Origin of the sequence: Actinoplanes flavus, assembly GCF_017592555.1 — a bacterium.
GTDB lineage: Bacteria > Actinomycetota > Actinomycetes > Mycobacteriales > Micromonosporaceae > Actinoplanes > Actinoplanes flavus.
On the sequence record NZ_JAGFNS010000018.1, the window covers coordinates 125475 to 138982 of the forward strand.

General features: G+C 70.4%; 13 protein-coding genes. 1 reads left to right on the forward strand and 12 read right to left on the reverse strand.

Annotation, left to right across the window (positions count from 1 at the left end):
- Window positions 1-56 precede the first annotated feature (56 nt).
- Window positions 57-476: a type II 3-dehydroquinate dehydratase gene (aroQ, locus tag J5X75_RS26390; protein WP_183215234.1), complete on the reverse strand. Its 420-nt coding sequence runs from the start codon at window positions 474-476 to the stop codon at window positions 57-59.
- Complete coding sequence (gene aroB, locus J5X75_RS26395) at window positions 473-1612, reverse strand: 3-dehydroquinate synthase (protein WP_372450965.1); 1140 nt, start codon at window positions 1610-1612, stop codon at window positions 473-475. Before aroB ends, aroQ begins: the two co-directional genes overlap by 4 nt.
- A 101-nt stretch (window positions 1613-1713) precedes the next feature.
- Here aroB and J5X75_RS26400 point away from each other — a divergent pair, with 101 nt between their 5' ends.
- Window positions 1714-2529, forward strand: a complete 816-nt coding sequence (locus J5X75_RS26400; protein ID WP_208470192.1) for a polysaccharide deacetylase family protein — start codon at window positions 1714-1716, stop codon at window positions 2527-2529.
- On the opposite strand, the gene J5X75_RS26405 is transcribed toward J5X75_RS26400, so the two are convergent.
- From J5X75_RS26405 to J5X75_RS26450, 10 genes are all read right to left on the reverse strand, one after another.
- Window positions 2519-3022 carry a shikimate kinase gene (locus J5X75_RS26405; protein WP_208470193.1) on the reverse strand — a complete coding sequence of 168 codons (504 nt, stop codon included), beginning with the start codon at window positions 3020-3022 and terminating at the stop codon, window positions 2519-2521. The two genes, J5X75_RS26400 and J5X75_RS26405, sit on opposite strands and share 11 nt — an antisense overlap.
- Window positions 3022-4200, reverse strand: coding sequence for a chorismate synthase (aroC, locus tag J5X75_RS26410; protein WP_208470194.1), 1179 nt, complete (start codon window positions 4198-4200; stop codon window positions 3022-3024). Before aroC ends, J5X75_RS26405 begins: the two co-directional genes overlap by 1 nt.
- A gap of 135 nt (window positions 4201-4335) precedes the next feature.
- Entirely contained in the window at window positions 4336-5217 is an 882-nt protein-coding gene (locus J5X75_RS26415) for a shikimate dehydrogenase (protein ID WP_208470195.1), read from the reverse strand.
- A gap of 54 nt (window positions 5218-5271) precedes the next feature.
- Entirely contained in the window at window positions 5272-6453 is a 1182-nt protein-coding gene (mltG, locus tag J5X75_RS26420) for an endolytic transglycosylase MltG (RefSeq protein WP_208470196.1), read from the reverse strand.
- A 177-nt stretch (window positions 6454-6630) separates the two neighbouring features.
- On the reverse strand, window positions 6631-7812 hold the full coding sequence (gene mltG / locus J5X75_RS26425; RefSeq protein ID WP_208470197.1) for an endolytic transglycosylase MltG: 1182 nt from the start codon (window positions 7810-7812) through the stop codon (window positions 6631-6633).
- Window positions 7813-8274 (reverse strand): Holliday junction resolvase RuvX, encoded by a 462-nt coding sequence (gene ruvX, locus J5X75_RS26430; RefSeq protein WP_208470198.1) that lies wholly within the window; start codon window positions 8272-8274, stop codon window positions 7813-7815.
- 280 nt (window positions 8275-8554) lie between these two features.
- Complete coding sequence (alaS, locus tag J5X75_RS26435) at window positions 8555-11236, reverse strand: alanine--tRNA ligase (RefSeq protein WP_208470199.1); 2682 nt, start codon at window positions 11234-11236, stop codon at window positions 8555-8557.
- Window positions 11233-11523: a hypothetical protein gene (locus J5X75_RS26440; protein WP_208470200.1), complete on the reverse strand. Its 291-nt coding sequence runs from the start codon at window positions 11521-11523 to the stop codon at window positions 11233-11235. The genes alaS and J5X75_RS26440 overlap by 4 nt, the downstream gene beginning before the upstream one ends.
- 25 nt (window positions 11524-11548) lie before the next feature.
- Complete coding sequence (locus J5X75_RS26445; RefSeq protein ID WP_183215255.1) at window positions 11549-11998, reverse strand: DUF948 domain-containing protein; 450 nt, start codon at window positions 11996-11998, stop codon at window positions 11549-11551.
- 79 nt (window positions 11999-12077) lie between these two features.
- Complete coding sequence (locus tag J5X75_RS26450; protein WP_208470201.1) at window positions 12078-13127, reverse strand: TrbL/VirB6 family protein; 1050 nt, start codon at window positions 13125-13127, stop codon at window positions 12078-12080.
- Window positions 13128-13508: the final 381 nt, after the last annotated feature.

Here is a 13508-nt window from a genome sequence, read left to right on the forward strand (position 1 = left end):
ACGTATCGGTGACCGAACCACTCTACCGGCGCGGCGCGGCTCGGAGCGAATCGGGCCTACCGGGCGATGTGCTCCAGAGCAAGCCGATATCCGTCGAACCCGAGCCCCGCTATGACCCCCGTCGCCACGGCCGAGATCACCGAATGGTGCCGGAACTCCTCACGCTTGTGGATGTTGGAGATGTGCACCTCGACCAGCTTGCCGCGGAGCATCGCGCAGGCGTCCCGGACCGCGTAGTTGTAGTGCGTCCAGGCGCCGGGGTTGAGCACCACGTCGGCGCCCTCGTCGGCGGCCTGGTAGAGCCACTCCAGCATCTCGTGCTCGGCGTTGGTCTGCCGCACCTCGACCTCCAGGCCCAGGTCCTCGGCGACGGTCTGGCACATCTCGACCAGGTCCTTGTAGGTGGCCGAGCCGTAGACCCCCGGCTCCCGCAGGCCCAGCCGGCCCAGGTTCGGCCCGTTCAGCACGTAGATCATCGGGCCACCGCCGCGTAGGCGCGCTCCAGCAGGCCCTCGTCCGGCCCGGCCAGGATGCCCGGCTTCGCCAGGCCGTCCAGAACCACGAAACGCAAGGTCGCGGCCCGCGCCTTCTTGTCGACGCGCATCGCGGGCAACAGCTCGGGCCAGGCCTCCCCGGGGTACGCCGTGGGCAGGCCCAGACTCTCCAGCACCGCCCGGTGCCGATCCGCCGTGGCGTCGTCCAGCCGCCCGGTGAGCCGCCCCAGCTCGGCCGCGAAGACCAGGCCCACCGCGATCGCGTGCCCGTGCTTCCAGGTGTACCTCTCGCGGCGCTCGATGGCGTGCCCCAGCGTGTGGCCGTAGTTGAGGATCTCCCGCAGCCCGGACTCCTGGAGGTCCACGCCGACCACGTGCGCCTTCACCCTGATCTTGCGCTCGACCAGCTCACGGAGCACGTCGCCGCGCGGGTCCAGGGCGGCGGCTGGGTCCGCCTCGATCAGCTCGAGGATCCGCGGGTCGGCGATGAAACCACCCTTGACCACCTCGGCCAGGCCCGCCGCGATGTCCTCGGCCGGCAGCGTGTCCAGCGCGTCCAGGTCGCAGAGCACGCCGGCGGGCGGGTGGAAGGCGCCGACCAGGTTCTTGCCGGCCGCGATGTTCACCGCCGTCTTGCCGCCGACGGCGGCATCGACCATGCCGGCCACCGACGTCGACACCGGCACCCAGCGAACCCCGCGCAACCAGGCCGCGGCGACATACCCGGCCAGGTCGGTGGTCGCTCCCCCACCGACACCGACCACCACATCCGTACGGGTGAAGCCCGCGGCCCCGAGCTCGTCCCAGCACCGGGCGGCGACCTCGATCGACTTGCCGCGCTCGGCGTCCGGCACCTCGATCGGCACGACCGTCTCGACACCGGCCGCCTTGGCCACGGCCTCGGCCCGCTCGCGCAGCGTCGGCGGGTGCAGCACCGCCACCCGGGCCGCGCCCTCGATCATCGCGGGCAGCTCGTCCGCCAGCCCTCGGCCCACGACCACGTCATATGGACGGTCACCCGTCACCGGAATCCGTGTCACCACGGCCGCCACCCTATCCCCGCCGGGGATCCGGACCGCGACCTCGCCGCACCTATTCCACTCCTCGGATGGGGTCATGTGCCGGCGATCCCGTGCCGATAGCCCGGCAAGGGGGTCACCGCGTCCCCATTTGCGGCCACCCGCTACCGTTCACGGCCGCAACGGGGGAGATCATCAATATGAGACTGAGTCGACGTGCCGCGCTGCGTGCCGCGCTGCTCACCGCCGGTGGGGCGGTCGGCGGCGTGGTGGGCATGGACGCGCTGTCACAGGCGTTCGGCTGGGACCGGCCACCGGTCAGCGGCGGCTACGCGGCCGCCGCCGACGCGCCCGAGGCCCTGCGCACCGCCAACCTGACCATCCGGTACTTCGTGGAGACCACCGAGCCGGTGGTGGCGTTCACCTTCGACGACGGCCCCGGCCCGCAGTGGACGCCGATGGTGCTGGACGCGCTGGACCAGGCGAACATCCCGGCCACGTTCTTCATGGTGGGCCAGAACCTGGAGAAGCACGCCGACCTGGTCCGCGACCGGATGGGCCGGCACGAGATCGGCAACCACTCCTGGTCGCACGACGACCTGGCGACCCTGGACCGCGCGGGCGTGGAGACCGAGCTGTCCCGCACCCACGACATGATCAAGAAGGTCTTCGGCCGGGAGACGACCCTGCTGCGCCCGCCGTACGGGCACCTCGGCGGGTCCACGGTGCTGGCCGCCGACCACTTCGGCTACGAGATCGTGCTGTGGTCGCACCTGATGCGGGAGAAGTACTTCCAGGACGACCCGGACGGCCAGGTCCGCGACATCGTCGACAACGTCCGCCCCGGCTCCATCATCCTGGCCCACGACGTCGGCAAACCGCACCGGCTGGTCTCGCTGCGCGGCCTGAGCGCCATGTTCAGCGGCCTCAAGGCCCGCGGCTTCCAATTCGCCACGGTCTCCGAGCTGGCCGCGCTGCAGACCCGTCCGAGCCCGCCGCCGCTCACTACCGCCTGAGAAGGGCGAGGACCTCGGCGGTGGTCTCGGACTCCTCGCGGCCGTCGGTGGCGACCGTGTGGGTGGCCACCTCGAGGTAGAGCGGGCGGCGCTGGTCCAGCAGGTGCCGCAGGGTGGCCCGCGGGTTGATCGCGAGCAGCGGACGGCCGGCGCCCAGGCCGACGCGCTTGATCGCGTCGGCCAGCTCGACCGAGAGGTAGACGACGGTGTGCCCGGTCAGCAGCTTCCGGGTGCCCTCGTCCAGGATCGCGCCGCCGCCCAGCGCCAGGACGCCGTCGAAGGTCGCCAGCGCGTCGGCGACGGTCCGCCGTTCCAGGTCGCGGAAGGCGGGCTCGCCGTCCTCCACGAAGATGTCCGGGATCGGCTTGCCGGCCCGGTCCTCGATGATCGCGTCGGTGTCGGCGAAGGGGACACCCAGCTCGGCGGCGACCGCCGCGCCGATGGTGCTCTTACCGGCGCCCATGACGCCGACGAAGACCGCGACCGGGGCCATCAGTGGATGATCAGGTTGTCGAGGTACGACCGGAGGTTGCGCCGGATCTCGGCGACCGAGTCGCCGCCGAACTTCTCGGTCGCGGCCTCGGCCAGGACCAGCGCCACCATCGCCTCGGCCACGATCGCGCCGGCCGGGACCGCGCAGACGTCGGAGCGCTGGTTGATGGCGGTGGCCGGCTCGCCGGTGGTGATGTCGACGGTCTGCAGCGCCCGGTTGAGCGACGAGATCGGCTTGAGCGCGGCGCGGACCCGCAGCGGCTCGCCGTTGGTGATGCCGCCCTCCAGGCCACCGGCCCGGTCGGTGACCCGCTTCACCCCGTCCGGGGTCGGGACGATCTCGTCGTGCGCCACCGAGCCGCGCGAACGGGCCTGGGTGAAGCCGTCGCCGATCTCCACGCCCTTCACCGACTGGATCGACATGAGAGCGGTGGCCAGCCGGGCGTCGAGCTTGCGGTCCCACTGCACGTGCGAGCCGAGACCCGGCGGCACGTTGTAGGCCAGCACCTCGACGATGCCGCCGAGGGTGTCCGCGTCCTGCTTGGCGGCGTCGACCTCGGCCACCATGCGGGCGCTGGCCTCCGGGTCGAGGCAGCGCAGCGGGTCCTCGTCGATCCGGTCGAAGTCGTCGGGGGTGGGGATGACGCCGGGCTTGGCGGCCACCGCGCCGAGCTCGATGACGTGCGACACGATGTCGATGCCGAGCGCCTGCTTGATCAGCTTCTTGGCGACCACGCCGACGGCGACGCGGGCCGCGGTCTCCCGGGCGCTGGCGCGCTCCAGGATCGGGCGGGCGTCGGTGTGCCCGTACTTCTGCATGCCGGCCAGGTCGGCGTGCCCGGGACGCGGGCGGGTCAGCGGCGCGTTGCGGGCCTGCGCGGCGAGCAGCCCCGGGTCCACCGGGTCGGCCGCCATGACGGTCTCCCACTTGGGCCACTCGCTGTTGCCCACCCGGATCGCGACCGGCGAGCCCTGGGTCACCCCGTGCCGGATGCCACCGATGAGTTCGAGCTCGTCCTGCTCGAACTTCATCCGGGCGCCGCGGCCGTACCCGAGGCGGCGGCGCACCAGATCACGCATGATGTCCGCGCTCGTCACCTCGATCCCGGCGGGGACACCCTCGAGCAGCGCGACGAGCGCCGGTCCGTGCGATTCACCTGCAGTAAGCCAGCGCAACACGGCAACAGTCTGGCACGGCGCCGGACACGGGCCGCGACAGGCCGCCCGTGTCCCGCTTTACGGACACCTTCCGGGGCGGCCGCGCGTACCGCGTACCCCGGCTCGTCGCTCTTGATCTTCGGGCTGGGAAGCCGCTCAGGCGCGGTTCGCGACCGCCTCGCCGAGAGCCTTGCGCATGGCCTCCTCGGGAGCCTCGGGCAGGCCGGTGAACTGCTCGAACTGGCTGAGCGCCTGGGCCAGCAGCAGATCGAGGCCGGAGAAGACCGGCACCTCGTGCGCGGTCGCGGCGGCGGCCAGCGGCGTCGGCCACGGGTCGTAGAGGGCGTCGAAGAAGACGCTGCCGGGACGCCAGGTCACCCGTTCGGCGAGCGGGTCGGCGGCACCCTTCGGGACGGTGGCGATGATCGCGTCGGCGTCGAACGCGCCGGCCGCGTCGTCCCAGGACACGCCGTCGAGGGTGATGCCCAGCGCGACGGCGACCGGGCCGAGCTCCTCGCGGGCCTCCGGACGGCGGGTGACCACGGTCACCGTCTCGGCGCCGAGCTGGGCGGCCGCGCCGAGGGCGGCCCGCGCGGTGCCGCCGCCACCGAGCACGGTGATCCGGGGTGGGTCCACCTTGGCGGCGTGCCGGCCGGTGCCCGCGCCGAGCCCGGCCTCCCGCAGCACCTGGACCATGCCGATGACGTCGGTGTTGTCCGCGTGCCAGGTGCCGTCCGCCTGGCGGACCAGGGTGTTGGCGCAGCCGACCGCGATCGCCAGCGGCGAGGCGGAGGACGCCAGCCGCAGCGCGGTCTCCTTGAGCGGCATGGTCAGCGACAGGCCGGCCCATTCCGGGCCGAGGCCGGCCACCAGGTCGGGCAGTTCGGACTCGGCGCACTCGATCGCCGAATAGGTCCAGTCGAGCAGGCCGGTCGCGGCGAAACCGGCGGTGTGGATGAAGGGCGAGAGCGAATGCGCGATCGGCTTGCCGCACACCGCGGCTTTCCGCGCGGCCGGGGTCTCCTCGGGCTTCTGCACGGGGCTCACTCTACGGGTGGACACCCGCGGCACGCCCTCACCCACACGCGGGGCTCAGCAGTCGGACAACTTGATCCCGTTGTCGCAGGCCTTCTTCTTGTTCTTCTCGTGCTCGGCGTCGGTGGCGGCGAACGCGGAGTGCCCCGCCTTGTCGATCGCGACGAAGAACAACCAGGGCGCCACCGGCGGCTTCTGGGCGCCGGTCAGGGCGGCCTTGCCGGGGCTGTTGATCGGCCCGATCGGCAGCCCGACCACGGTCTCCGAGTTGTACGGGTTCTTCGGGTCGTTCATCTCGGCCTCGGTGAGCTGGCCCGAGTGCTTCGCCTTCTTGCCGTTGAGCTCCAGCCAGTAGTTCGTGGTGACGTCGAACTGCAACGGCATCTTCTTCTTGTACGCCCGGTTGTAGGCGACCCGGGCGACCTTGGGCAGATCGTCGGCGTTACCGGCCTCGGCCTGCGCCAGCGACGCCACGATGAGCGCCTCGTACGGCGAGACGGCCAGATTCTTCTGCACCCCGTCGGCGAACCCGATCTCGCCGGTGACGGTGAGGAAGTGCTCGACCATCGTCTTGAGGACCTGCGAGGCGGTGGCCTTCGGATCGAACTCGTACGTGTCCGGGAAGAGGAAGCCCTCGGCCGTCTTGGACACCGGCTTGCCGTCGGTGCGCTTGAACCACCAGTCCGGTACGCCGAGCGCCTCCGGATCCTTCGCCGCCTCCTCGAAGTCCTTGACCGGGATGCCGGTGGCCTTCGCGAGCAGCTCGAACGTCTGCTTGGCGGTCTTGCCCTCGGGGATGGTCACGCCCTTGCTGAGCCGGGTGTTCGGGTCGAGCAGCTGGGCGACCGCCTGATCGGCGGCCATCTGGCGGCGCAGCACGTAGGTGCCGGCCTGGATGTTCTCGCTGCGCGGCTCGGCGTCGGCGGCCTCCAGGAAGGCCTTGGTGCTCTTCACCACATCGGCTTTGACGAGCACGTTGCCGATCTCGGTGAGCGACGAGTTCTTGATGATCGTGACCTCGACCGGGGCGCTGCCGGAGCCCTCGTAGTCGGCCGCCACGAAGAAGCCGGCGACCTTGGTGTAGCCGAGGTAGATGCCGCCGCCGAGCACGGAGAACAGCAGGAGCGTCAGAACCAGGGCGACCGCGGAGCGGCCACGTCCTTTCCGGGCCCGGTGATCACGCCGGGAACCCTCTCCCTCGGCGTCCTCTTCGAACGCCACGTCCAGTTCGTCGATCATGTCGTCTGCCTCCGCTGCCCGTCCGGCCGACTCCGCGAGCACTGGGCGCACCATACCTACATCGATGGTCCGCCGCCCACCCCGGCGACTTTCCGTCGACCGGGCGGTGACGCGGCGTCCTTCCTAACGCGCGTGGCGGGGCGAGGAAACTCCACCCGGCCACGTCACACTAGCGGTTCAGCAGATCGGGATGCCGTTCTTGCACGCGACCTTGATGTTGGCGTTGTGCTCGTCGAACGTCTTGCCGTACGCCATCGTGCCCTTCTCGTCGATGGTCACGAAGAAGAAATTCTGGCTCTTCGGCGCGTCGATGGCGCCCTTCAGGGCGATCTCACCGGGATTGCTGATCGGGCCGATCGACATGCCCGGCGCGTTGTACCGGTACGGGTTGTCCTCGCTGTGCATCTCGTCGATCGTCAGCTTCTCGGAGGATTTGCCCTGTTTGCCGTTCAGCCGCAGCCAGTAGTTGACCGTGCTGTCCAGCTGGAGGCAGCCGCACGGGAAGTCGCCCGAGTACGCCCGGTTGTAGAGGACCCGCGACACCGGGCCCATGTCCTCCGGGAGCAGCGCCTCCACCTGGGTGATCGACGCCGCGACCAGGGCCTCGTACGGTGAGATCTTGAGCTTGGACTTCGCCGTGGCCGCGAAGTCCAGCTTGTCCATCTCGGCGTTGAAGTTCTTGATGACGAGCTTGAGGACGTCGGTCGCGGTGGTCTTCTTCGGGATCTCGTAGGTCGCCGGGTACAGGAAGCCCTCGATGTTGGACTTGTCGACCTTCTTGCCGTCGGTCCGCTTCAGCCATTCGGCCGTGACGCCGAGCTTCGAGATGTCCTTGGCGGCCTTCTCGAACTCCGCCACCGGGATGCCGGTGTACTTGGAGAACGCCGCGAAGACCTGCATCTTGGTCCAGCCCTCGGGGATGACCACCCCGTTGACGGCGAGATTCTTCCGGTCCAGCAGCCACAAAACCGCGTCGCTGGCCTTCATCTGCTTGCGCAGCTTGTAGGATCCAACCTGAATGCCGGTACTGTCGGGATTGTCCTTGGCGGCCTCGACGAACGCCGCGGCACTCTTGACCACACCCGCCTTGAACAGGGTCTCGGCGATGGCGGAGGCGTACTCGCCCTTCTTGACCTCGACGATCACCTCACCACTGCCGGGGCCGTCGTAGTCGGCCGCGGTGAAGAAGCCGGACACCTTGTCGTAGCCGTACCAGGCTCCGCCACCGAGAACGCCGAACAGCACCAGGACCAGGACGAACGTGATGACCGAGCGGCCACCCTTCTCCCTCTTGCGATGTCTCCATCGCCCGGGATCGGGGTTGTCCTCGTACCTCAGGTCTTCTATCTCGCCGATCAATTAAGTCTGCCTCCGCTGCGCGTTGAGCCAGCCCTGCAGGATCTCCACGGCGGCCGCCTGATCCACGACCGCACGCTGGCGCTTGCCCTTGACACCCCGCTCGGAGAGCCGGCGGCTGGCGACGACCGTGGACATGCGCTCATCGGTCAACACGACCGGGACCGGCGCCAGCACCGTGCCGAGCCGCTCCGCGTACGCCCGGACGTGGCCGGCCGCCACACCCTCACGCCCGTTGAGCGCCACCGGAAGCCCGACGACGACCTCGATCGCCTCGTGCTCGGCGGTCAGCCGCGCCAACTCCGTCATGTCCTTCGGCGTGCCGTCGTCACCGGTCTCCCGGTCCCGCGGCACGGTCACCACCGGGCTGGCCAGGATCCCGTCCGGGTCGCACCTGGCCACCCCGACACGCACCTGACCCACGTCCACACCCAGGCGGACGCCCCGAGTGAAGCGCTGAGTCACGCTCCCACCCTGCACAGCAGCAACACGCGTCTCCCGTCCCCGATCAAGATTTCGCTGCGAAGAGTAACGGCCGGGGCTTTCGCCCGCTTCGATGCCATCGCTCCGATCGCGCCCCGAAGCTTAACCGCACCGCTGGCCGATGCGCCGCCACCCTTTGCAAGGCCTAAAGATCCGCTAAGAAATGGAGTACCCACCATCAGCAAACGACTACCCAGAGCAATCATCGCGCATCGCGAAACGCCCCGGACAACCGTCCGGGGCGTTCCGTCGAGAAGCGCTGTCAGGCCTTGTCGGCGACCGCCTGCTCGATCGCGGCCAGCAGACGCGGGGCCTCCCCAGCCGGCACGCCGCCGCCCTGCGCCAGGTCGGCGTTGCCGCCGCCCCGGCCGGACAGCGCCGCCCTGACCAGGTCCTGCGCGGACAGCCCGCGGGTCTTCGCGGCGCCGTTGATCGCGACGATCAGGGACGCCTTGCCGTTCGCCCGGGCGGTCACCGCGACCACCGCGGGCCGCGCCGCGTCGATCTTGCCGCGGATCTCCTGCGCCAGCGTCCGCACGTCGTTGCCGGCCGCGCCCTCCGGCGCCTCGGTGCCGACATACGCCACCCCGCGCACGTCCTTCGCCCCGGACGCGAGCGCCGCCGCCCCGCCCAGCACCATCTGCGCCCGCAGCTTGTCCAGCTCCTTCTCCGCGTCGCGCAGCGCCGTGACGGTCTGCTCGACCCGGTCGGCGACCTGCTCGCCCGGCACCCGGAACAGGTCGGCCAGACGGGACACCAGCAGGTGCTCCTTGGCCAGGAAACTGAACGCGTCCAGACCCACCAGGGCCTCCACCCGGCGCACCCCGGAGCCGATCGACGACTCGTTGAGGATCTTCACGAGGCCGAGCTGGCCGGAACGGGCGACGTGGGTACCGCCGCACAGCTCACGGGCGTAGTCGCCGACCTCGACGACCCGGACCTCGTCGCCGTACTTCTCGCCGAACAGCGCCATCGCGCCGAGCCGGCGCGCCTCCTCCTGCGAGGTGATGAACGCGTTCACCTCGAGGTCGCGCAGCAGCACCTCGTTGATCTGCTGCTCGACGTCGAAGAGCACCGACGGGTTCACCGCGCCGGGAGTGTGGAAGTCGAACCGCAGCCGGCCCGGAGCGTTCAGCGAACCCGCCTGGGTCGCCGACTCGCCGAGGAAGTTGCGCATCGTCTGATGCACCAGGTGCGTCGCGGTGTGCGACCGGGAGATCGCCTTCCGGCGGGTCACGTCGATCTCGGACAGCGCCGTCTCGCCCGCGCGCACCTCACCCCGGACCACCCGCGCCTTGTGCACGATCAGGCCCGGCAGCGGCTGCTGCACGTCGACGATCTCCAGCCGGCCGCCACCGACGTTGATCACACCGGTGTCCGCCTGCTGGCCGCCGCCCTCCGCGTAGAACGGGGTGGTGTCCAGCACCAGCTCGACGAAGTCGCCCTCGCCGGCCACCTCGATCCGGCCCTTCTCGCCGATCAGCGCCCGGACCCGGGACTCGCGGGAGATCTCCTGGTAGCCGGTGAACTCGACCGGGCCGCCCGCGTCCAGCGCCGACCGGTACGCCGACAGGTCCGCGTGGCCGGTCTTGCGGGCCGCCGCGTCCGCCTTCGCCCGGTTCCGCTGGTCGGCCATCAGCCGGCGGAAGCCCTCCTGGTCGACCTGGAGGCCCTGCTCCTGCGCGATCTCCAGGGTCAGGTCGATCGGGAAACCGTACGTGTCGTGCAGCTGGAACGCCTTGTCACCGGACAGCTGCGTCTGGTTGGAGGCGCGCGTCTCGGTGATCGCGGTGTCCAGGATCGTGGTGCCCGCCTTGAGCGTGGAGAGGAACTGGTCCTCCTCCGCGTACGCGTACGTGGAGATCCGCTCGAAGTCGGTCGCCAGCTCCGGGTACGACGGGGACATGCAGTCCCGCGCGATCGGCAGCAGGATCGGCAGCGCCTTCTCCTGCCAGCCGAGCAGGCGGATCGACCGGATCGCCCGGCGCATGATGCGGCGCAGCACGTAGCCGCGGCCCTCGTTGGACGGGGTGACGCCGTCGCCGATCAGCATCAGCGCGGTACGGACGTGGTCCGCGATCACCCGCAGGCGCACGTCGTCCGGGTGGCTCTCGGACGCCGCGTGGCCGGAGCGCTTGCCGTACTCCTTGCCGGTCAGCTCGGCGGCCTTGGCGAGGATCGGGCGGACCTCGTCGATCTCGTACAGGTTGTCGACGCCCTGGAGGATCGACGCGATGCGCTCCAGGCCCATGCCGGTGTCGATGTTCTGCTTCGGCAGGTCACCGACGATCGTGAAGTCCTCCTTCGACTTCACGTCGGTGATCTCGTGCTGCATGAAGACCAGGTTCCAGAACTCCAGGTACCGGTCCTCGTCGACCTCCGGGCCGCCCTCCTTGCCGTACGCCGGGCCACGGTCGTAGTACAGCTCCGAGCACGGGCCCGCCGGGCCGGGGATGCCCATCGACCAGAAGTTGTCCTTCTTGCCGCGGCGCACGATCCGCTCCGCCGGCAGGCCGGTCTGCTTCCAGATCTCGATGGCCTCGTCGTCGTCCAGGTAGACGGTCGCCCAGATCTTCTCCGGGTCCAGACCGAAACCGCCCTGCTCGACCGGCTTGGTGGACAGCTCCCACGCCAGCGGGATCGCGCCCGCCTTGAAGTAGTCGCCGAACGAGAAGTTGCCGTTCATCTGGAAGAACGTGCCGTGCCGGCTGGTCTTGCCGACCTCGTCGATGTCCGGCGTCCGGATGCACTTCTGCACGCTCGCGGCCCGCTGGTACGGCGGGGTCCGCTGCCCCAGGAAGAACGGGACGAACTGCACCATGCCGGCGTTGATGAACAGCAGGTTCGGGTCGTCGATAGCCGGCAGCGGGGCACTCGGGACCACCGTGTGCCCGTTCGCCTCGAAATGCGCCAGAAAGCGCCGCTTGACTTCCGCCGTTCTCATCGATTTCCCTCCTGCGAGCCGGGCCACGCGTCGTCACGCAACTCGGCGAACTTGTCCTCATACAGCTCGCCCGCGGCGAACGCCTCGTGGATCTGGTGCTCCCGCTCGGCCATCCCCTCGCGGACGTCTTCCACGAAGCTACGCAGCGACTCGACGAGCCCGCCAGCGGATTCCGACAGCGAGGTCGCGATCCCGGTCGGGGTGAACTCGCTGGCCTTCTGGTTCAGCTTGCGAACGACGAGGGCGCCGACGGCCAAGCCGACGCCGAGCCACAGCAGGCGCTTCATGACGGCATTACCTCTCGATCGAAGATCAGCGGGCGGCCTTGCGGCGCTGCTTGAGGGTGGCGCGGACCTCGCGCTCCTCCTCGGCGTGCCGTCGGGCGGCGGTGGCCTTGCGCAGGCCGTACCCGAAAGACGCGACCTTGACCAGCGGGTTGGCCGCGGCGGCCGACACGACGGTGACCAGGTTCGCGACATTGGCCGTGATGTTCTGAGCGTGCCCGGTCATCGTGTCGACCTTGGCGAGCTGGACGTTGACGCCGTCCAAAGAGACCTGAACCTGACCGAGCGCGGTGTTCACGTTCTCCACCGTGACGTTCACGTTGGAGAGCAACGGTCCCGTCCGGTCGACCAGGTCGTTGATCGCGTTCGTCGTGGCGTCCACGGTGCGGCCCAACTTCAGGATGGGCACGGACAGCACGAGAACGAGCATGAGGAAGGCGCCCGCCGCGATCAGGCCTGCGATTTCTCCGGCATCCATCTGGCGCGTCTCCTATTCGGGTGGTCACGGATTCGGCGGGACAACTAGCAGACCCTACCGTCCGTGACCACCGCCCACGTCACGACGCCTGGGGTGTCGGCGAGAAGAGCGGATCATCGGTGGACAACACCGTGTCCGGAGTCACCCCGACCAGCCCCGGCGTGGTCTCCTTCTCACCCCGCCGGTCCTCGATCTTGTTCCACACCTTGATCCGGACCGTGGAGCCCTGGCACGCCCCCGGCTCCGGCAGCGCCTCCGCGGCGCCCGCCGTCGGGTTCTGCTCCGCCGAGATCTGATCCACCGCGCAGCCCGGCAGGCCCACCGCCAGGTCCAGGGTCAGCTCGTCCCGGCTCCAGCAGCTGTAGGTGCCCTCCTCCGGAGCGACCGGCGTCTCCGGGCAGCCCTCGACCTTCCGCTGCTTCCAGCCCGCCTTGGTCAGCGCCGCCGCGTAGACGTCGGCGGTCTCCTTGAACGGCCGGTCCGATTCGGCCTTCCGCTCCCGGAACGAACACTCCATGATGCACAGCGTGCTGCCGGTCTCCTGATTCTCCACATCCTTCGCGGCCCAGGACGGAACCTTCAGCGCCGCCAGCGAGGCCAGCACCGGATCGCTGCTCGCCGCACGCAAACCGACGAACGCCGGCAGAGCCAGCAACACCAGCGCCGCCAGCGAGAACAGCGTGACGAGCCGCAGCCTCCGCTGCGTGCGCAGCTTGTGGCGCAGCTCGGCGAGGCCACCCTCGGCCGTTTCATCCTTCAGGGGTACGCCGTTCGCGTTCCCCCCGGACGCATCGCCGGGCCCCATCGGGCGTACCGAGCCGGTCGCGTTCGTGCCCGGGTCGTCCGGGCCGGGCTGACCGTCGGGGCCGCGACCGGGAACGGAGGCGCCACCACGTCCCGACCCCGGAACGGCGGCACCACCCCTCGCCGGACCGTCCACCCCGGGGACCGCGGCACCACCCCTGGCCGGGCCGTCAATGCCGGGAACCGCGGCACCACCCCTGGCCTGACCATCCATGCCGGGAACCGCAGCGCCACCCCTGGCCGGGCCGTCCACGCTCGCGGCGGCGCCCAGCGCCCGCGACGGCGCGCCGGGAACAGCGGCGCCGCCCCTGGCCGGACCGTCCATGCCGGGAACCGCTGCGCCACCACGTGCCGGACCGTCCCCGCCGGGAACCGCGGCCCCACCACGTGCCGGACCGTCCATCCCGGGGACCCCGGCGCCACCACGGGCCGGACCGTCCCCACCGGGAATCGCACCGCCGCGTGCCGGGCCGTCGACGCCCGGCGCGGCACCGCCACGTGCCGGACCGTCGAGTCCTGGGACTGCGGCCCCGCCCATCGGGCGGGAAGGTTTACCGGGAACGGCGACGCCTGCCCTCGCACGCGGAGCACCCGCGGCGCCGGGAACGGGCGCGCCACCCATCGCCCGAGAAGGACCGTCCGGGCCGCCCTGGGCCCTGTCCGGGCCACCCGGACCTCTGTCCGGGCCGCCCTGGCTCCTGTCCAG